We start from the raw sequence: 19407 nt of genomic DNA on the forward strand, positions 1-19407 counted from the left end.
TGGGGGCCTTACGTAAGGGTCAGCGGTTGACGGACTGGATTTCCTGAACGGTGACGGCCTGGGTGGATCCGAACGTGCCGTCGGGCAGCTCACCGCCGACGCCGCCGGTGCCGGTCCACGTGATCTCCCAGGTGACGGTCGCCTGCAGTGGAAAGGTGTCGTTGCCCGAGGAGCGGAGGTAGGTGAGGCCGCAGGGCGGGGTTCGGTCGGCCTTACCCCTGGCGTAAGGCTCGCCGATCGAGCCGTCGTCGTTGATCAGGCATTCCCCCGACGCCGGGTAGGTTTCGGCGTCGTCCGTGCCCGGGTCCAACCTCAGAGAAACCGGCTTGGCCGTAGTGGTGGCCTGGACGTTCACGCCTCCGGCGTTCAGTGACGCGGTCACGGATACGTCCTTGAACGTGGTCCTGTCCAGCCACGTCCAGGTCGGGAGGTTGACCTTGGTGGTCTCCGTGGGGGCGAGAGTGACTTCGGTCGTGGGGAGTTGAACCCGGTTGTAAGCGAGTTCGGCCAAGACCCGCGGAGTGACCGCGTTCTCTACGTCCGGCATTTCTCCGTTCTCCACCCAGAAGGGTTCCTCGTCACAGAGTTGTGCCGCCGGCTCCATCCATCTGTCCGGGTCCCGGACAGCGACCCACCAGTTGCCCTCGTCCTTCTTGCCCAGGTTGTAGTCCTCGTACTCGCCTTCCTTGTACTTGTGTCGGGTCACGCCGGCGCTTGTTTTGGCATAGCTGTGCTGCCCTGGAGCGTTGACCGTGGTCTCGTACATGTCCTCCACGTACCGTGCGAACTCCTCCGCGGATCTCGGTTCGTACCAGCAAGCCGGTGGTGTCCAGTCGCCTACTGGCTTGAGGCTTCCGGGCGTCGTGCCGCCACGGCCGCGGGTGGAACCGCTGAAGGTGATCCGGGATTCCAGGGTCCTCCCGCTGTTCCTGCCCTCCTGCTGGACCTTGGCCCCTTCGTTACCGCTGCCGATATCCAGGTCGGCATGTGCGGGAGAGGCGAGAAAAGCACACACGACGGTCAATCCCGCGACAGGCAAGACCCGACGAAGAGCCTTCACGGAGTGCACGAGTCGTTACCCCTCTCGGAGCTGAGCGTGGCCGTCTGCCACACGCCATTGGCGTTCTTCTCCAGGCGGGTAGAGTAGAGGAGGTACGAGTTGTCGGTGACGGGTGTGATCTTCGCTTCGCCCGTCTTCCTGTCCTTGACGTAGGCTTTGCCTTCGAATGAGCAATACGTCAGCGTCGCCTTGTCCTTCTCGTACACGTCGACGTTCGGCTTGAAGTAGCGGACATCACCCGTCATGGACTTCTTCGCCTTCACGAACTCCTGCACCCAGTCGGCGGCCCCGACGAGGGCATCGCCCTTGTAGTAGAAGCCGAGGGCCGGTTCATCGGGGTTGCCTTGGGTGATCGCATACGCGAGTGCGTTGATGCGGCGGGACGCGTCGGTCAGGACGGCGTCCTTCGATGCGTTGCCCGTCTGCCACCCCTCGAAGGTGTGGGTGACGTCCTCGGGCAGTGTCACCTTGGGGTGTGACACCGATTCGGTGGTCGTGGCGCTGGGTGCCGTTGATTTGCCCGTGTCTCCGGTGTTGGAACCCGCGATCTCGTCGCCAGCCTTGGAGGACCCGTCGTCCCCGCCGCCGCAAGCCGTGAGGAGCAAGGCTGTCGCGGCGGCGAATGCGGCGGCGGTGGGCAAGGTGCGGCGCTTCACAGTGACTCCCCGTGAGACAGAAGTGCAGTCGAGAGCAATGACGGTATCGGTGAGGTTTTCGGTTTCGCCAGGGCGAAGGGTTTCGCGGACGGCGCGAATCCGGCGGGTCGGGGGCAAGCGGGAGGGACCTGGACGTACTTCGGACAGGTGCACAAGACGTGAGGCGAAGGTGTCCGGGATCGAACTCGCCGTCCCTCTCCAGGGGGCCATGAGCTTCGTGACCCCGCCGGACGCACCGGTGCGGTCCGCCGGTGAGGGAAATCGGTAGGCGGGCCGGCTCAGTCGTCGAGCAGCGCCCGTAGCTGAGGCGAGAGATCCGGGGTATCCGCGCCCGCCGCCCGGGCCGCCACGACGGCTCGGGCGTACGCCTCCGCCTCCGGCCGCAGGCCCGCCTTCCGGCTTCCCTGGCGGTGGCCCGCGACCCAGACGACGGCGGCGAGGGGTACGAGCGCCAGCGCGGCGAGACCGAGGGGTTCGCCCGAACTGACCGCCACCGCGGCGCCGATCCCGCCGGCGAACAGCAGCAACCAGCCCACCTCGTCGTGCCAGCCGCCCTGGTCGGCGACACGCTCGTACTCCGACACCGCGGCCTCTTTCGGCGGAGGCGTCACAATCGGAGGTGTGACGGTGCCTTCGGCGGACCGCTCCACCGGTGCGTACCTCGGTATCGGCGTGGCGCCCTTGCCGCCTCCGTCCTCCCGGCGGCCCTCCAGCCACGCCGGAACGTGGGCCGGTTCGATGCCGTAGGCCCATGCGAGGCCCAGCACCTCGCGGTAACCCCCCAACTCCTTGTGTATCAGTGCACGCTTCCAGCGGAGGCGGGCCAGCGTGAGGCACACGGCCGCCAGGACCAGCAGCGGGCCCGCGGGGGCATAGGCGAGCAGCGGCCTGCCTGCCGTCGCGGGGACCGCGTGGCCGATGAAGGGCCAGATCGCGCCCGCCGTCATGGTGAGACCGCCGATCCACCCGGCGGGCCCGCGAGCGGCCCGGTCGACGGCGCGTCGGTGCCGCCCGAGCAGGTCACTCACCGCCGCGTCGTCCGTGTAGTCGACCCCGGTACGCGCCCCGACAACACGGACCCGCTCCAACAGGCGTGAGTCCGCCGCAAATGCCGCACCGGCGAGCGGCGGTGTCACCGTCCGTGCTTCCGTCACCTTGGACCCCCTGCGTGCCTGTTTGTTGCCTGCTCGGCGACTTCCCTCGACGCCCGTACCGGTGTGACGTCCGTCGCCCTCGGCGACCGGCCGGTCACCGTGCCGGAGGACGATCATGGCACGCGTCTCCGACAGCCCTCGTGAGCAGTTCGTAGGGGAGAGGTGTGCGGTGGGTGAGGAAGCGGCCTCGCGGTCAAGGCAGCACGCACAGTTGGGGCTTCGCGTCCGCACAGCGGAAGCGCCGCCCCACGGGCCGCTGCCGACTGGGTCGTTCAACGGTGAAATTGCAGCTGAACAACGGTGTGCGCGGCGGGCCGGATGAGGTCGCTTCCGTCTTGAGGGCCGTATGCCCGGCTGATACGGTGCGATGGCTTGACACTCACGTACGCGTTGGTTATTCGCCCGCATCAGGGCGACTACGCCCCACGCGTCCCTCATGTCCGCGTGCGAGCGGAGGCGGGTGAAGTGTCAGGAATTTCAAGGAACTTGGCAGACATCATCTTGGGTGTACGGGGAGCGGCTGCGTGAAGATCCAGGAGCGTACGGGGGCGGGCGCGGGTCGTTCCGCGGCTCCGGCTCAACCGCCGGTCGGTGACCGGCTTCCCACTCCGCCCCGCGAGCGCAAGCCGGCCCTCGCCGCGCTGGCCGTGCTGCTGATCCTGGTGGGCGCGCTCGGCGCCACCATGCTCGTGCTGCAGGCCGGTGACCGGATCGAGGTCGTCAAGATCACCGCGGAGATCCCGGCCGGACAGGCGGTCACCGACAGCAACACCACGTCGGTGATGGTCGCCGAGGACCCCGGCATCCACTACGTCAAGTACTCGCAGCTCGGCGCCCTGAAGAAGCTGAAGGCCGTCACCACCATCCCGGGCGGTGTGGTCGCCGTCGGCGAGATGTTCGGCGCGGAGGCCAAGGTCCCGGACGGGAAGGCCCTCGTCGGCCTGTCCCTCAAGGAGGGCCAGTACCCGGCCGGTCTGAAGTCGGGCGCCACGGTGGCCGCGTACCGGGTCGGCGGGACCTCGCGGTCCGGGTCGAGCGGTGACGGCGACAGCGGTTCCTCCGGCTCCTCCGGCGGCGGCGACACCGTGATCGTGGACAAGGCGGTCGTGAACTACGTCCAGGAGATCAAGGGCGACGACCTCGTCAGCAGCAGCAACCGGCCCGTGACGCTCCTCGTCGACAGCGCGCAGGCCGCGGCGCTCACCCAGGCCGCCTCCAACGGCGAGGTGGCGCTCGTCCTCGTTCCTGGCAACTAGAAGGCGGCACCCCACCCATGGCCCTCATCGCCCTCGCCGCCGACAAGGGTTCCCCCGGCGTCACGACCGCGGCCGTCGCCCTCGCGGCGGTCTGGCCGCGGCGCGTGCTGCTCGCCGAGACCGACCCGGCGGGCGGTGACCTCGTGTACCGCAGCGCCGCCGCGCACGGCGGCCCGCTCAACCCCAACACCGGCATGCTGTCCATCGCCGCCACCGCGCGGCGCGGCCTCGTGCCCGACCAACTGTGGGACCACGTCCAGCCGTTGAGCGGCGGACTCGAAGTGCTCGTCGGACTCGGCATCGCCGAGCAGGCCGCCGGACTCGCCGGGCTGTGGCCCACCCTCGGGCACGCCTTCGCCTCCCTCGCCGACTCGCCCAACGCGCCCGCCGACGTCATCGCCGACTGCGGACGCATCAGCGGCGACACCCCGGCCGCGGAGCTGTTCCCGCACGCCTCCCTGGTGCTGCTGATCTCCCGCACCGAGCCCGAGGCGCTGGCCCGGGTGAGGGACCGGGCGGCCGCGCTGGCCGGCAAGCTGCACGGCGGCCCGCGCGGCGCCGCGAGTCTGAGCAACCCGGTGATCGGCGTCGTCCTGGTCGCCGACCCGGGCAACGCCGCCAAGCTGGCCGGCCAGGTCAACGACATGCTCGTGCACGCCCAGACCGGCGCCCGCGTGGTCGGCACCCTCGCCGACGACCCGGCCGGCGCCGAGCAGCTCGCCGGACGCCGGCGCGGACGGCTCGACAAGTCGCTGCTGATCCGCTCGGCGCGCAAGGTGACGGCCGACGTGTACCAGCAGTACGGCGCCGCCTGGGCCGCCCAGGCGCAGGCCCAGCAGGCCCACGCCGGGCAGCCGCCGCAGGGTCACGGAGCCGGGCGATGACCGCTGTCGACCACTCCCTGGTCAAGCGGTTCCGGCAGGACGCCGGTGACCGGATCGCCGAGCAGCGCCGCCTCGACCAGGTCAACGGCGTCACGCCGATGTCCACCGAGGACGAGCGGCAGTACGCCCGTGCCGTCATAGCCCAGATCCTCGAGGAGTACGCCCGCTCCGAGATCAACGCGGGCCGTACGCCGCTGGACGCCGAGACCGAGGAGCAGTACGCGGCCGCCGTGCACGCGGCGCTGTTCGGGGTGGGCCGGCTCCAGCCGCTGCTCGACGACCCCGAGGTCGAGAACATCGACATCAACGGCTGCGACCAGGTGTTCGTCGGCTACTCCGACGGGCGCGAGACACGTGGCGAGCCGGTCGCCGAGACCGACGAGGAGCTCATCGAGCTGATCCAGGTGCTCGGCGCGTACTCCGGTCTGTCCTCCCGGCCCTTCGACTCCGCCAACCCGCAGCTCGACCTGCGGCTGCCGGACGGTTCGCGTCTGTCGGCCGTCATGGACGTGGCCCGCCGGCCCGCGCTGTCCATCCGCCGGGCCCGCATGGGCAAGGTCTTCATCTCCGATCTGGTCGGCAACGGCACGCTGACCCCCGAGCTCGGGCACTTCCTCGCCTGCGCGGTCCGCGCCCGCAAGAACATCATGATCGCCGGCGCGACCAACGCCGGTAAGACCACGCTGCTGCGGGCCCTCGCCAACGAGATCCCGCCGCAGGAGCGCCTCATCACCGTGGAGCGCGCGCTGGAGCTCGGGCTCGACACCTTCCCCGACCTGCACCCCAACGTGGTCGCGTTCGAGGAGCGGCTGCCCAACTCCGAGGGCCAGGGCGCCATTTCGATGGCGGAGCTGGTGCGCCGGTCGCTGCGTATGAACCCCTCCCGCGTCATCGTCGGTGAGGTGCTCGGCGACGAGATCGTGACCATGCTGAACGCGATGTCCCAGGGCAACGACGGCTCGCTGTCCACGATCCACGCCAACAGCTCCAGCGAGGTCTTCAACCGCATCTCCACGTACGCCCTGCAGGCCTCGGAGAGGCTGCCCATCGAGGCGAGCCAGTTGCTCATCGCGGGCGCGGTGAACTTCGTCGTCTTCATCCAGCGGCGCAACGAGTTCCAGAGCGGCGGCCGCCTCCAGCGCATGGTCACCTCGGTGCGCGAGGTCAACGGCGTCGACGGACGCGTGCTGTCCAGCGAGGTGTTCGCGGAGACGCCCGACGGCCGGGTCACCGCGCACGCCCCCATAGCCTGCCTGGAGGAACTGATGGCCTACGGCTACCGCCCCAGCGGAACGTGGGGGTGAGCCGATGACCACTGTGCCTCTGACCGCCGTCACGCTCTCCACCGCGCCGGTGACCACCCCCGGACCCGCCACCACGGACCTGGCAGCGCTCGGCTCGCTCGGCTCCATGGGCGGACTGTTCTCCACCACCGTGCTGTACGCCCTCGCCAGCGGCGTCGCCGTCGGCGGCGGCCTCGCCCTGTTCGCCGTCGCCGTACGGGGCCTGCCCGCCAAGCCCGAGCACGAGAAGCAGAAGGCGAGCGAGCGGGCGAACGAGCTGCTGCGGTTCGCCGGCCGGCGCGGTTCGCTGGCCGCGCTCGTCGGGCTCGCCGTGCTGTTGTTGACCCGCTGGGCGGTGGCCGGCGCCGCCGCCGCCGTCCTCGTCTTCTTCTGGGACCGCCTGTTCGGCGGCGCCGGTGAGGAGCGGGCCGCCATGCGGCGCGTGGAGGCCCTCGCCTCCTGGACGGAGTCCCTGCGCGACACCATCGCCGGCGCGGTGGGCCTGGAACAGGCCATCCCGGCGTCCGCGCGGGCCGCAGCCCCCGTGCTGCGCCCGCACCTGGACGCGCTGGTCGACCGGCTGCGCGCCCGCACCCCGCTGCCCGAGGCGCTGCAGCAGCTCGCCGACGAGATCGACGACGCCTCCGCCGACATCATCGTCGCCGCCCTCATCCTCAACGCCCGGCTGCGCGGACCCGGTCTGCGGCAGGTGCTCGGCGCGCTGGCGAAGTCGGCGCGCGAGGAGGTCGACATGCGGCAGCGGGTGATGGCGCAGCGCGCTTCCACCCGGCGCTCGGTGCAGATCGTGGTCGCCGTGTCTGTCGCGTTCGTGCTGGGACTGTCCGTCTTCAACCGCGACTTCGTCGAGCCGTACGGCACGGCCGTCGGCCAGCTCGTGCTCCTCTGCGTGTGCGGGCTGTTCGCGCTGGGCTTCTGGTGGCTGCGCAAGCTGTCCACGATCGAGACGCCCGAACGCTTCCTGGTGCGCGACGAGTCGTCGGTGCGGCTGGTGCGTCCGCGCACCCCCGGTGCCGCACCCGCGCAGGCGTCGCCGTTCCAGCCGGAGGAGGGGGTACGCCGATGAGTGACGGACTGACGATGCCGGTGGTCGTCGGCGCGGTCGTCGGACTGGGGATCTACGTCCTGGTCCGGGCGTTGATGCCGACCCGGCGCAGCGCCCTCTCCCAGGTCGCCCGGATCGACGCGATGCGGGCGCGCGGCTCGGCGTACGAGTCCGCGCGGCCGGCCGCGCGGGAGACCGGACGCTTCGGCTCGTTGCGGGCCCAGGTGGGCTTCAAGGTGGCCGAGTTCTACCAGCAGCAGGGGTGGGAGCAGCGGTCGCTGCGGGCCGACCTGGCCGTGCTGGAGCGCAGCTGGGAGAGGTTCCTGGCGACGAAGGTGCTGCTGGCGGTGGCCGGCCTGTTCTTCGGGCCGTTCCTGTTCGCCATCGTCTGGCAGCTCGGCTTCGGCAGCAGCCCGGCCATCCCGGTGTGGCTGGCGCTGCTGTGCGCTGTGCTGTTCTTCGTCCTGCCCGACCTGGAGGTCCGCCGGGACGCCGCCGAGAAGCGGCGCGACCTGCGCCGGGTGATCGGCGCGTACCTGGACCTGGTGTCGATGAGCCTGGCCGGCGGCCGGGGTCTGCCGGAGGCGCTGATGGCCGCCGCCGAGGTGTCCGACGGCTGGGCGGCACAGCGCATCCGCAGCGCCCTCGCCGACGCCCGCATCACCGGCGTCAGCCAGTGGCAGGCGCTCGGCCAGCTCGGCGAGGAGCTGGGCGTGGAAGAACTCAAGGACCTCTCCGCCTCGCTGGCGCTGGTCGCCGACGACGGCGCGAAGGTGCGGGAGTCCCTCGCCTCGCGCGCCGAGACCATGCGGCACCGCGAACTCGCCGAGATCGAGGGCAGCGCGGGTGAGAAGTCCCAGTCGATGCTCGTGGCGCAGCTGCTGCTGTGCGCGGGGTTCCTCGTGTTCCTGATCTTCCCGGCGGCGATGCGGGTGTTCCAGGTGTGAGATCCCGGACCCGTGATCCGCGAACCACGGACCGCGCGCCGTACGTCAGAACTTCCGTGAACCGAATTCGAGAGGACAACGCGTCATGAACGGACGTACCTTCCACACCGGCATTCCCGCCGTCGACTTCCTGGTCACCTTCATGCGGGCCCGCGTCGAGCGGGCGCGCTCCGGCGAACTGGACCGCGGTGCCTCCGCGGTGGAGTGGGTCATCATCTCGGCCGTCGTCGTGGCGATCGTCGGGGTGGTGGCCGCCATCATCAACGCCGCGCTCAGCGAGGGCGCCAACAAGGTCGGCGACTGCATCAAGGGCGCGGACGCGGGCAAGACCTGCTGACCGCACGTACTTTCTCGACGTCGACGGGGATGCCGGTGCGCGTACGCAGCTGGGTACGCCGACGGGCGGAGGCCGCCTCCGCCCGCGGCGATTCCGGCATGACCGCGATCGAGTTCGTGTTCCTCACGCCGATCCTGTTCTTCATGATCTTCGCGACGGTGCAGTTCGCGCTGTACTTCTTCGCCGATCACGTCGCGCAGGCGGCGGCGCAGGCGGGTGCGCGCAAGGCGCGGGCGACGGCGGACGCCGAGCCCGGCGGCTGGCGGGGCGAGGCACGCGACGTGGTGGACAGCTACATCCGGCAGCTGGGCCCGCAGCTGGTGATCGCCCCGGACGTGAAGATGCTCCAGCCGGAGCAGAACACGGTCGGTGTGGAGATCACCGCCCGCATCCCGACGGTGTTCCCGGGCCTGGACCTCACGGTGCACGCCCAGTCGGTGGGCCCGGTGGAGCGGTTCGTGCAGGAGGGGGAGAACTGATGCGCCGTTCCCTCCAGGGTCTGCGGGCGACGGGGCAGGACACCGCCGACCGGGGGCTGTCCACGGTCGAGGTGGTCATCCTCGCGCCGGTGATGATCCTCTTCATCCTCGTCCTGGTGGGTTTCGGGCAACTGGTCGACGGGCGAGGCGCGCTGGACGGCGCGGCACGGGACGCGGCCCGCGCCGGGTCGATCCAGAAGGACCACGCCACGGCGATGGCCGAGGCGCGGGCGGCGGCGGAGGCGAACCTCCAGGACGTCTGCTCGGGCCCGGTGACCGTCGTCCAGACCAGCCCCGGCTTCGAGCCGGACACCCTCTTCAGCGTCCAGGTGAGCTGTGAGGTGCGGGGCCTCGCCATGCTGGGCCTGGACATCCCGACCACCCTGACCGCGAGCTTCAGCTCGCCGCTCGACCCGTACCGGAGGACGGCGTGACGGCACCCGCACCCGCACCCGTGCCCGTGCCCGGCGGCGTGAGCGCGCGCGTCCGGGCCTGGCTGGAGCAGCGCGGCGCACGGCTGGACGACCGCGGCTCGGGCGCCGGCGCGGTCATCATCTTCGCGCTGGTCTTCCTGTCGCTGGCGGCCTTCGTCATCGACGGCGGCATGTCCATCTCCAAGCGGGAGCGCGCGGCGGACATCGCGGAACAGGCGGCCCGGTACGCCGCCCAGGACATCGACCGCGAGGCCCTCTACGACAACGAGGGCGGCCCGGCGCCGATCAACTACGAGAACTGCGACGCCCGCGTGAAGGCCTTCGCCCGCGAGATGGACATGTCGGGCGCGGACATCGCGGGCACCCACTGCGTCACGGCGACCGTCGACGCGGTCGAGGTCGAGGTGCGGCTCACCTATTCCCCCGTCTTCACGGGGATGTTCTACGGCGGCGACGTGGTCGTGCACGGCCAGGCGGTCGCGGAGAACGAGGTCGGCTGAGAACGGCCGTACGGGCCGGGCGCGCGGAACGGTCGCGCGGCCGGGCGGACGGAGCGGACGTACGGGCCGGGCGTACGGAGCGGAAGCGGCGCGGGCGAAGGAGGAGACGGTGGGAGACCAGGAAGCCGACATCGCACGGATCAAGGAGACCGCCCGGGCGCTGGGGCGCATCCGCGACACCTTCGCCGAGCGGGCCAACCCCGCCGACGGGTACGGCGTGGACGACCTCGGCTCGGAGAAGATCCTGGACGCCTTCGACACCTTCGCCGGCAACTGGAAGATCCACCGCCGGCAGCTCACCGAGGAGCTGGAGAAGCTGCACGGCATCACCAAGACCGCCGCGCAGTCGTACGAGGAGCTCGACCACGAGCTCGCCGAGGCCCTCCGGCGCACGGACGAGCGCACCGACGAACGCACCGGCAAGCCGAAGGGAGCGGGCCGATGACCGCCAGACCGGCCGCCCACCGCTGGGCCGTACTCGACGAGTCCGCCGACCCGATACCCGGGGACCCGGAAACCGTCGCCCGGCTCGGACGCAAGCTGCGCAAGACCGCCGAGGCCATCGACAAGGAGGCCCGCGAGATCGAGGCGCTGGCGTCGGTCGACAACTGGAAGGGCAAGACCGCCACCGAGTTCCGCGGTGCCGCCGAGGGGGCGAGCGGCAAGCTCCGCAAGGCCTTCAAGCGCTACGACGAGGCCGCGCAGGCGCTCGGCACCCAGGTGCGGGAGGGCGTGTGCAGCAACGAGTTCGCCTCCGAACTGCACCGTGCCCAGCAGATGGCCGACCAGGCGCTGCGGGACGCCGAGGCGGCCGACGAGGACCTGGGGACCGCGCGCCGGGCCCTCGACGGTCTGCCCGACGACGCCCCCGACGACGACCCGGACCGCAAGCGGCACACCGCTCAGCGGAAGGCGGCGACCTCCGCGCTGTCCTCGGCGAAGAAGGCCCTGGAGGCCGCCAAGGGCATCCGTGACCGCGCCGCGCAGGCGGCCGCCGACGCGATCCACGACGTCATCGAGAACGACGGGCTGAAGGACGGCTGGAAGGACAAGTTCAAGAACTGGGTCCACGAGAACGCCGGCTGGCTCAAGGAGATCTCCAAATGGGCGGGCCGGATCGCCCTGTGGGCCGGGGTGGCGGCCCTGGCCCTCGGCTGGATCCCGGTCATCGGCCAGGCCATCGCCGCCGTCGCCGGCGCCGTCGCCCTGGCGGCCAGCGTCGTCGCGCTGGCGACCGACCTGGTGCTGGCGCTGGGCGGTGAGGGCAGCTGGAAGTCCGTGATCCTGGACGCCGTGGGCGTGGCCACCTTCGGCCTCGGGCGGGCCGCGATGGCCGGCGCCAAGGGGGTGGCCGCGGGCAGCAAGGCGCTGGCCCGCAGCAACCTCTACAAGAACGCCGTGCGGTCCGGCATGAAGACCAACAAGGCGTGGAACCTCGCCAACCGCGGTGCGCAGGGGTCGGTGCGCGGCAAGGACGCGGCCCGGGCGATGGCCACCATGCCCAAGGGCAAGCTGCCGAACTGGAGCAACATCAAGGAGGGCTTCAGCCCCACCGCGATGTACCGGGATACGGTCGACGGTGTGAAATCCGTACGCAACGCGTTCTCCCGGGAGGGCTGGCGCGAGGGGCTGAGCGGCATGGCCGCCCCGCGCTCCGCGGGCACGCTGGACCCGGACCTCGCCCGGGCGGCCGCCGGGCTCGACGGCATCGCCCCGGCCGCCCGTGAGTTCCCCGCGGTCAGCAGCGCGCTGAACAACTTCACCGGCCAGACCAACGTCTGGGCGGGCGCCACGGCCACCGGTGTCGTCGCCGGCGCGGAGGGCGCCTACGGCACGGTGACCTCGCTGGCGGACCGGGTCACCCCATGAGTGACGAGCCCGTTCTCCGGCCGGCCGGCGGGCGCGGTCCCGGTCTGGAACGGTGTCACGGGTCCCGGCTGTCCGTGGAGGACGGCGCGCTCGTCCTGCGCGCCCGCGGCCGTACCCGCCGGGTCCCCGTCGGCGAGGGCGGTGTCGTCCGCGCGGAGTTCGTCGACGCGCCGGGCGGGGACGCCGCACGGCAGGAGCCGGGCCGCCCCGGAGCCTGGAGCGAGGTGCGGTTGCTGGATGTGCACGGGGCGCCGGTCGCCCGTGTCGCCGTCGAGGAGTGGCTGCCGGAGGCGCCCGCGCTCCCGCCGGGTTCCGTGCGGGGGGAACAGCTGCTGGAGCGGTCCGGCGTGGCCGGGCTGCTGAAGGCCGCGGGCGTGCCGCTGCACATCGCGAGCGACCGGAACGACGGCCGGACGCAGAGGAGTTCGGGTGTCTCCCTCGGGCCCGGGCCTGCCTTCCCGCTGTGGTACTGGTGCGTGCGTGCCGTCGCCGGGACGCTGTGGTTCTCCGCGTTCACCGTGGTCGTCTTCTCCGACGCCGCGCCCGGTTGGCTGGTGCTGCTGCTCGCCCTGACCGCCCTGTGCGGGCCTGTGGCCCGCCTGGCGCTGCGCGGCTGGACGCGGCTGCGGGCGGGCCGTCGCCGGGTGACGGTCGTCGAACGCGTCGTACCCAGCCCGGCGCCGGGGGCCGGGGCCACGGTCCGGTTCCTGCGGGACACCGAGCTGCGGGTGCAGGACCGCGACCTGGTGCTGCGTGACCTGGGGGGCCAGGAGTACTGGTTCGCCCGGTCCGGCCCGCACGCGGTGACCCGGCTGGTCCGGGTGACCGACGGGACCGGCCGCCCCGTGGGGGTGGAACTGCGGGGCCCCGGCGAGCAGGTGCGGGCGGTTCTTCCGTGGGACCTGTGGTTCGGCGGCGGGAACGGCGCCGACGGATGGTCGCGGCTGTGCCGTGCCACCGGGCTGACGGTCTCCGAACGGCGCCTCAGCGGCAGGCGGACCTGGCTCAAGGGGCCCGTGCTGGGCACGGGCCTGCTGCCCCGGACCGGCGCGGACGCCCGCCGGGCCGCCCGCTTCCCCGGTACGGCGGCGGGGGTGTCGTCCACCGCCGTCATGGCCTTCGGCTCGCTCTTCTCCGTCGTCCAGGGCGTACGCGTCGCCGACACGGCGCCCGGAGCCGGGGCCGTCGCGGTGGCCGCCGGGGTGCTCGGTCTCGTCCTGCAGGCCGTGCCGTACGCCGTGCACGAACTGCGCGGCCGGCTGGTCCTCGACCGGCCGGCCGTGGAGCGGACGCCTGAGGAGGCCCGACGATGACCGGCCCCGAGAACACCGAACCGCCCTCCGACTACCAGCTGTTGCTGCCCGACGGGTGGTTCCGGATCCTGCTCGACCCCGAGCAGCGGGACACGTCGGTCGACGCGCTGGTGGAGCGCCGCTTCCGGGGCATCGACGACGCGCCGCACCTCAAGGAGGAGATGCGCGCGGACCTGCGCCGTCGGGCCGCCGAGGCCTACGAGGGCGGCGGCATCGAGCTGTACCTCAGCTTCCAGGAGGCGGGACCGCTGACCGTCCCGGCCTCGCTGCTGGTGAGCCTCGCCCCGCTGCGCGGCCCCGAGCCGCTGCCGCCGCAGGACCTGGCGCGGGCGTTCGCACGCGATACCGGACCGGACGACGACGGCACGCAGGTGAGCGTCGAGGACCTGGCGGCGGGCACGGCCGTACGGGTGCGGTCCGCCACGCGGCCGACGGAGCGGGAGCGGCAGGACGGGCACCGCGCGTCCGTCTCGGTCGAGTACCACGTGCCGGTCCCCGGCACCGCCCAGTACCTGCTGCTCACCTTCTCGACGCCGCTGGAACCCGTCGCCGACGCCATGGCCGGCCTCTTCGACGCCATCGCCTCCTCGCTCACCTGGACGGAGTGATCCCGCCGATGACCGACGACCTGTCGAAGCTGGGCCTGGAGTGCTCGGAGGACTGGGTGCCGTTCCCGGTGGCCGGCACGCTGGACCTGTCCTACTGGGCCAAGTACCAGGCGAGGGAGCTCGTCGAGCGCTACGCACGCGACGGCGAGAAGGGCAGCGCCCGGCTGCTGGCCCGCGACCTGGAACGCGCGGCGGCCGACTGCCGCGGCCGGGAGCCGCTCGGCGCGTTCGGCTGGTACGTCAGCGGGCACCAGTCCGTGGCGGCGGTGCTCGAACTGGACGCGATCCACCCCGACGCGACCTACCCCGAGGTGACCCTCGACCTCCTCGCCGAGTCCATGTCGGCGACGGACTTCGGGCCGCCGGACGTCAGCCGGGTGCGGCTGCCGCTCGGGGACGCCGTACGGATCCGGCAGAACCTCGTCGAGGAGCGCAAGCGGCCGTTCGGGCCGCGGCCGGTCGTCCGCACGCTCTTCTACGGCGTGCGCCCGCCGACGACGGACGCGGCCGTCACGCTGATGGTGTCCTGGACCGAACCGGTCCTCGACGAACCACTGGAGGGCATCGTGGACGGCATCGCGCGGACCCTGACGCTGTGACGGCTCGAACGGCTCCGACGCCCTGACCGAAGAAACCCGGAAATGGGCACAGGATTCACGGCTGCTACTCGTGGCGTTTACGTGACCTGCCTTTTCACCGGGCCGTGACCGGTGCGTGGCCGATCACCGAGTGCCGGACGTGAAGAAGCCGCGCCCTTTCCTCGCCGTTCCCGTCACACCTGTGACGTGTTCGGTGCCTCGGAGCGGGCCGCCGGTCGAACGCCGCTGGTCGGGGAAATGCGCGCGTGCTTTCATCGGTGAAGCGATCGCTGTTCGCCGCCGCGGACCATTCCGCATTCCGTGACGGAAATCGGTGGACGTCAAGCGACGCGACGTCCGACACGAAGGGAAACGCGCCCCCATGAATCCTGCCCCCCGGGTGGACACCGCCGAACTCTCCGACGCCGACCTGGACTTCGTCTCCGGCGGCCAGGCGGGCGGCGGCGCCGGCCTCGACCTCGGCGTCCACGCGGAGGCGGGCGCCCTCGGTGTCCACGTCGAGGCGGGGAACATAGGCCTCACCGCGGGTGTGGGCGTCTCGCTCTCCCCGCAGGGCGTCGCGGTGGACGCCCACCTGCACGCGACGCTGTACTGAGCCGGCGTCACGGGGCCGGGGCCGGGGAGCTCACTTCTCGGCCCCGCCGCCTTTCCTGGGGCGCTTGTCCTCGACCTTCATCTTCTCGTTGACCTGCTTGGTGAGTTCGTCCTCGAGCTTTTTGAACTCGCGCACCACTGCGTCGGACATGCCCGCGAGCGCGTCGAGTTGCTGGGTGATGTCCTCACGGCCGTCCTCCCAGTTCGACTCGAAGTCGGAGAGGGCGTCGTTGACGCCGCCGTCGCCGACGTCGTCCTTGTACGAGTCGAAGAGCTTCTTGGTGTGGTTCATCCGCTTCTTCAGCGACCGCAACCGGCGCCCGTAATCCTCCAGATCGGACAACGGAAGCGCGAGATCGCTCTTGCCCTCACCCATACGGCATCCCCCTCGGCGGTCCGGCCCCGACGGCCGGCTCGGCACTCCTCAGCAGAGTACGACCGGCACCGGCCGGGCCGCGGCTCCGTTCAGCGGTTGTTCTCGTAGCCCGGAACGGCCGCAGGTGTGCCGAAGTAGTTCCGGGCGTCCTTCTCGTCCCTGAAATGGTCGGTCCACAGACCCTCGCCGTACCAGGCCTGCCGGATGCTGACGTCCCCCGCGGCCTCCGACTCCGCGAAGTTCTTCAACTGTTCTGGGGTGAAGACCGGTTCGTACCAGCAGGGCGGTGGTTCCCAGGACGGGTCGACCGACGACAGGGTGCCCGTCCCGCCCTTCGGCCCCCTCGTCTGGGTGACCTTGATGCGGGAGGTCGTGGCCGTGGCCGACAGTTCGTTCTCCTCGACCTCGCCGAAGGTGCCCGATTCCGTGTGGTAGAAGGCGAGGGCTTCGCCTTCGGGGTCGTTGGCGATGATGGCCGCGTACCCCGCGCGGAGCTGCTCCCGCCCGTCGTCCAGGACGGCCTGCTTCGTCGGGTCGTCGCTCGTCCAGTCCTGGAAGGTGAGCCTGAAGCTGCTCGGGATGGTGATCTCCGGGCGGTCCGCGCCGGGCGCCGTCGGGGCCGGTGCCGTCGCCGACGGGCTCTTGGACCCCGCGTCCGCTCCCTTGATGTCGTCCGGGGACGAGTCGTCACCTCCGCACCCCGTGAGCAGCAGTGCCGTCGCCGCAGTGAGGGCGGCGGCGGACGTGATGAAGGCGCGGCGTGCCACGGACGGTTCCCCCTGGTGTCGGCTGTGTGTAGCTGCCATCGAAGCTATCAGGGGTCTTTGTGAGGCATTGGGGGGTTGTGTGGGGGCTGTGCGGAGTGTGCGGGGCGAGGAGCGAGGGCCGACGGAGCGGAGACGGGCGGGACCCTTCGACTGCGGCCATTCGAGTCAATAAGATCCCCCTAGCCTCAAGGACCTCTTCTCCCCACACCTCAGGACACCCGCCATGCCGCGACGCCGCAGTGACAGCCCGTCGAGCTCGACGGCTCCGAGGAACAGGACGCCGCAGCCCGTGCGGGTGCGGCGGCGGTCGTTCGGGGACTTCGTCAAGGCGTTCCTCGCGTTCGTGGCGCTGCTCGTGCTGGTCGTCGGCGTGCCGCTCGCGCTGGCGGTGACGGCGGGCTGGCCGTTCCCCGACACGTTCGAGCCGATGGAGTGGCTCAAGCAGGACATCTCCGTCTCGACCTTCCTCTCCATCCTGACGTTCATCGTCTGGCTCGCCTGGGCGCAGTTCACCGCGTGCGTGCTGGTGGAGATGAAGGCCGCGCTCTCCGGGGTCGGCGTGCCGGGGCGGGTGCCCGGCGCCGGGCCCAGCCAGTTGCTCGCCCGGCAGCTCGTCGCGGCGTTGCTGCTCGTCGGCGCGACCGCCGCCAGCTTCACCCCGTCGCTCGCCCAGCTCGGGCAGACCTACGACGACAACCAGCGGCCCACCGTGGCCGCCGCCCAGCAGACGCCCGGCCTCTTCGCCCAGCAGCAGGAGCAGGCGGCCGGCACCGCAGCCGCGGTCGCCGAGCAGGCCTCGCACACCGAGGCTGCCGGCTCCACCGCCAGGCAGCAGGGCGACACGAAGTTCTACCGGATCCAGCCGCCCGAGGGCCGTCACCACGACTCGCTGTGGGAGATCGCCGAGCGGCACCTCGGCGACGGACGCCGGTACAAGGAGATCTTCGAGCTCAACAAGGACCGCGTGCAGCCCGACGGTTCGCGGCTGAACGAGGCCAGTCTGATCCGCCCCGGCTGGATCATGGAGATGCCCGGTGACGCCCGCGGCGGCGACCTCGTCGAGATGCCGGACGACGCCCCCGAGGTGTCGCCCGAGGTGCGGCAGCAGATCAGCGACTACGCGAAGACCGGCGACGGCGCGGCCGGCGGCGGCGACCAGGCTCAGGGCAGCGGCGGCGACCAGGCTCAGGGCAGCGGCAGCGGCAGCGGCAGCGGCCCCGGCACCGCCCACGTGAACGTGCCCGAGCAGCGGCCCGCGCCCGCCGGCGAGACCGGTCACGCCGACCTGCGACGCCCCGCGCCGGACCAGGTCGCCACGCCCGCCCGGGACTCCTCGTCGTTCGGGCTCCCCGAGGCACTGCTCGCCGCCCCGCTGCTGGCCGCCGGTCTGCTCGGGGCGCTCGGGCACCGGCGCCGGCAGGCGCTGTGGCAGTCGGCGTTCGGCGGTATCGGCGGGCGGCGTGGCATGGAGCCGCCGACGCCCACCGGCGACGCCCTCGACGTCCAGGACGCGCTGCTGGTCGGCGCCGACCCCGAGGGCGTACGGCTGCTGGACCGGTCGCTGCGCGGGCTCGCCGCGTCGCTGGCCGCCGAGTCCCGCCCGCTGCCCACGGTCTACGCGGCCTGGCTCAGCAACGGTGATCTGCACCTCCAGCTCGCCCAGCCGTCCGGGAAGCCGCCGGCGCCCTGGCAGCTCGGGCAGGACCAGACGTTCTGGATGCTGGCCCGCGCCGACGCCGGGAGTTACGAGGACGTCGACACCGCAGCGCCGTACCCCGGCCTGGTCAGCCTCGGCACCATGGACGACTCCCGGCTGCTGCTCAACCTGGAGTCGGTCCCCGGCATCGTGTCGCTGAGCGGCCGTGAGGAGGACCGGGCGGCGGTGTTCGCGTCCGTCGCCGCCGAGCTGGCCACCAACGGCTGGTCGGACCGCATGACCATCACCCTCGTCGGGTTCGGCGAGGACCTCACCGCGCTCGCGCCCAGCCGGCTGCGCCACCTCGACGGCATCGAGGCGCTGATCGAGACGATGGAGGCGGAGACCCGGCAGCGGCGCGGCGCGCTCGGCGCGGCCGGGCACGACTCGGTGCTCACCGGCCGCACCGGCCCCGCACAGCACACCCGTTGGGCCCCGCACCTGGTGCTGCTCGCCGCCGAGCCGTCCCCCGACGACGCCATGACGCTCGCCGAACTCGCCGCGGACGCCAGTCGTCTCGGCATCGGCTACCTCGTCGGCACCGGCAGCGGCGATCTGCCGGGCGCCGCCTGGGAGATGGAGATCACCGGCGCGGGCAAGCTGCTCGCCCCGCTGCTCGGTCTGGAACTCGACGCGCAGCTGCTGCCCGCCGCTCAACAGCGCGCGGTCGTCGAGCTGTTCACCGAGTCCGACCCGGAGCGCAGCCCCGACGGGCCCGGCACCACGCCGCCGTTCCTCGTCGACATCAGCGAGCAGGGCCGGCCCGCCGTGTACGCGCGTCTGGTCGGGTCGTACGAGATCATCGGTCTGGAGGCGCCCGACGGCGAGCGCAGCGCGCTGCTGCACGAGGCGCTGGCGCTGCTGCTCCTGCACCGCGAGGGAGTGCACCCGCGGGTGCTGTCCTCCGCGCTGTGGCCGCGCGGTGTCACCGACGACGTGCGCGAGGCGCTGATCGGCCGGCTGCGCGACTGGCTCGGCACCGACCCCGACGGCAGCCCGCGGCTGCGCACCGACGACACCGGCCGGCTGACCCTCGCCAAGTCCGTGGTCTCCGACCTGGACGTGCTGCGCTCGCTGTACCACGAGGCGACGCAGGGCAAGGGCGTCGACAGCCGGGCGGTGCGCGGGCGCCTGCTCACCGACGCGCTGGTGCTGGTGCGCGGCCCGCTCCTCGCCGACCGGCCCGAGGGCCGCTACCGCTGGCTCACCCACGAGATCGTCGACGCGCAGCTGCCGCTGCTCGTCGCGGACACCGGCCTGGCGCTCTCCGAGTTCCACATGGAGAAGAACCGCGCGGAGAAGGCCATCGAGGCGCTGAACGCCGCGCTGCGCACGGCCCCGGCCGACGAGCGGCTGTGGAACGAGCTGCTGCGGGCCACCCACGCCCTGGACGACCCGGCGCGGCTCACCGCCCTGGCGTCCGACCTGGTCGCGCGCGGCGGTGCCCGCGGGCTGCCGCCGCGCACCGAGGCGCTGCTGGACGAACTGCTGCCGACGTGGCGCGACGCGGTCGCGGCGGCCGGCTGAGCGGC

The 19407-nt window shown here is 72.0% G+C and carries 21 protein-coding genes; 16 read left to right on the forward strand and 5 right to left on the reverse strand.

Going from position 1 to position 19407, the window contains the following annotated elements; genetic code table 11:
• Nucleotides 1–19: 19 nt before the first annotated feature.
• The 3 genes from B100_RS0103410 to B100_RS0103420 form a co-directional block, all read right to left on the reverse strand.
• On the reverse strand, nt 20–901 hold the full coding sequence (locus B100_RS0103410; RefSeq protein ID WP_037722438.1) for a hypothetical protein: 882 nt from the start codon (nt 899–901) through the stop codon (nt 20–22).
• 155 nt (nt 902–1056) lie between these two features.
• Nucleotides 1057–1716, reverse strand: coding sequence for a hypothetical protein (locus tag B100_RS0103415; protein WP_024883065.1), 660 nt, complete (start codon nt 1714–1716; stop codon nt 1057–1059).
• Between the two features lie 278 nt (nt 1717–1994).
• Entirely contained in the window at nt 1995–2870 is an 876-nt protein-coding gene (locus B100_RS0103420; protein WP_024883066.1) for a hypothetical protein, read from the reverse strand.
• A gap of 524 nt (nt 2871–3394) precedes the next feature.
• Here B100_RS0103420 and B100_RS0103425 point away from each other — a divergent pair.
• From B100_RS0103425 to B100_RS0103495, 15 genes are all read left to right on the forward strand, one after another.
• Nucleotides 3395–4126: a hypothetical protein gene (locus tag B100_RS0103425; protein WP_024883067.1), complete on the forward strand. Its 732-nt coding sequence runs from the start codon at nt 3395–3397 to the stop codon at nt 4124–4126.
• 17 nt (nt 4127–4143) lie between these two features.
• Nucleotides 4144–5010 carry a hypothetical protein gene (locus B100_RS0103430; RefSeq protein WP_024883068.1) on the forward strand — a complete coding sequence of 289 codons (867 nt, stop codon included), beginning with the start codon at nt 4144–4146 and terminating at the stop codon, nt 5008–5010.
• Nucleotides 5007–6314: a TadA family conjugal transfer-associated ATPase gene (locus B100_RS0103435; RefSeq protein ID WP_024883069.1), complete on the forward strand. Its 1308-nt coding sequence runs from the start codon at nt 5007–5009 to the stop codon at nt 6312–6314. The genes B100_RS0103430 and B100_RS0103435 overlap by 4 nt, the downstream gene beginning before the upstream one ends.
• A gap of 106 nt (nt 6315–6420) precedes the next feature.
• Nucleotides 6421–7377 (forward strand): type II secretion system F family protein, encoded by a 957-nt coding sequence (locus B100_RS0103440; protein ID WP_024883070.1) that lies wholly within the window; start codon nt 6421–6423, stop codon nt 7375–7377.
• The gene (locus tag B100_RS0103445) at nt 7374–8303 is read left to right on the forward strand and encodes a type II secretion system F family protein (RefSeq protein WP_024883071.1); all 930 of its coding nucleotides are present in this window, start codon (nt 7374–7376) and stop codon (nt 8301–8303) included. The genes B100_RS0103440 and B100_RS0103445 overlap by 4 nt, the downstream gene beginning before the upstream one ends.
• A gap of 85 nt (nt 8304–8388) precedes the next feature.
• Nucleotides 8389–8640, forward strand: coding sequence for a hypothetical protein (locus B100_RS0103450; RefSeq protein WP_006133157.1), 252 nt, complete (start codon nt 8389–8391; stop codon nt 8638–8640).
• A gap of 29 nt (nt 8641–8669) precedes the next feature.
• The gene (locus B100_RS0103455) at nt 8670–9119 is read left to right on the forward strand and encodes a TadE family protein (RefSeq protein ID WP_024883072.1); all 450 of its coding nucleotides are present in this window, start codon (nt 8670–8672) and stop codon (nt 9117–9119) included.
• Nucleotides 9119–9553, forward strand: a complete 435-nt coding sequence (locus tag B100_RS0103460; RefSeq protein WP_024883073.1) for a TadE/TadG family type IV pilus assembly protein — start codon at nt 9119–9121, stop codon at nt 9551–9553. The genes B100_RS0103455 and B100_RS0103460 overlap by 1 nt, the downstream gene beginning before the upstream one ends.
• Before the next feature lie 38 nt (nt 9554–9591).
• A complete protein-coding gene (locus B100_RS0103465) occupies nt 9592–10053 on the forward strand; it encodes a pilus assembly protein TadG-related protein (protein ID WP_037722439.1) in 462 nt (153 codons plus the stop codon).
• A gap of 109 nt (nt 10054–10162) precedes the next feature.
• Entirely contained in the window at nt 10163–10498 is a 336-nt protein-coding gene (locus tag B100_RS0103470) for a hypothetical protein (RefSeq protein ID WP_024883075.1), read from the forward strand.
• Nucleotides 10495–11922, forward strand: coding sequence for a hypothetical protein (locus B100_RS0103475; RefSeq protein WP_024883076.1), 1428 nt, complete (start codon nt 10495–10497; stop codon nt 11920–11922). The genes B100_RS0103470 and B100_RS0103475 overlap by 4 nt, the downstream gene beginning before the upstream one ends.
• Nucleotides 11919–13235: a hypothetical protein gene (locus B100_RS0103480; protein WP_024883077.1), complete on the forward strand. Its 1317-nt coding sequence runs from the start codon at nt 11919–11921 to the stop codon at nt 13233–13235. Before B100_RS0103475 ends, B100_RS0103480 begins: the two co-directional genes overlap by 4 nt.
• Nucleotides 13232–13843 carry a hypothetical protein gene (locus B100_RS0103485; protein WP_024883078.1) on the forward strand — a complete coding sequence of 204 codons (612 nt, stop codon included), beginning with the start codon at nt 13232–13234 and terminating at the stop codon, nt 13841–13843. Before B100_RS0103480 ends, B100_RS0103485 begins: the two co-directional genes overlap by 4 nt.
• Nucleotides 13844–13851: 8 nt before the next feature.
• Nucleotides 13852–14442: a hypothetical protein gene (locus B100_RS0103490; RefSeq protein ID WP_024883079.1), complete on the forward strand. Its 591-nt coding sequence runs from the start codon at nt 13852–13854 to the stop codon at nt 14440–14442.
• A gap of 361 nt (nt 14443–14803) precedes the next feature.
• Complete coding sequence (locus tag B100_RS0103495; RefSeq protein ID WP_024883080.1) at nt 14804–15037, forward strand: hypothetical protein; 234 nt, start codon at nt 14804–14806, stop codon at nt 15035–15037.
• A gap of 30 nt (nt 15038–15067) precedes the next feature.
• Here the strand turns inward: B100_RS0103495 and B100_RS0103500 are convergent, their stop codons facing one another.
• Nucleotides 15068–15412: a hypothetical protein gene (locus tag B100_RS0103500; RefSeq protein WP_024883081.1), complete on the reverse strand. Its 345-nt coding sequence runs from the start codon at nt 15410–15412 to the stop codon at nt 15068–15070.
• 89 nt (nt 15413–15501) lie between these two features.
• A complete protein-coding gene (locus B100_RS37475) occupies nt 15502–16179 on the reverse strand; it encodes a hypothetical protein (protein ID WP_024883082.1) in 678 nt (225 codons plus the stop codon).
• 223 nt (nt 16180–16402) lie between these two features.
• On the opposite strand from B100_RS37475, the gene B100_RS0103510 reads away from it, so the two are divergent.
• Nucleotides 16403–19402 carry a BTAD domain-containing putative transcriptional regulator gene (locus B100_RS0103510; protein ID WP_024883083.1) on the forward strand — a complete coding sequence of 1000 codons (3000 nt, stop codon included), beginning with the start codon at nt 16403–16405 and terminating at the stop codon, nt 19400–19402.
• Nucleotides 19403–19407 lie beyond the last annotated feature (5 nt).

The sequence above is a fragment of the Streptomyces sp. CNH189 genome (assembly GCF_000527195.1).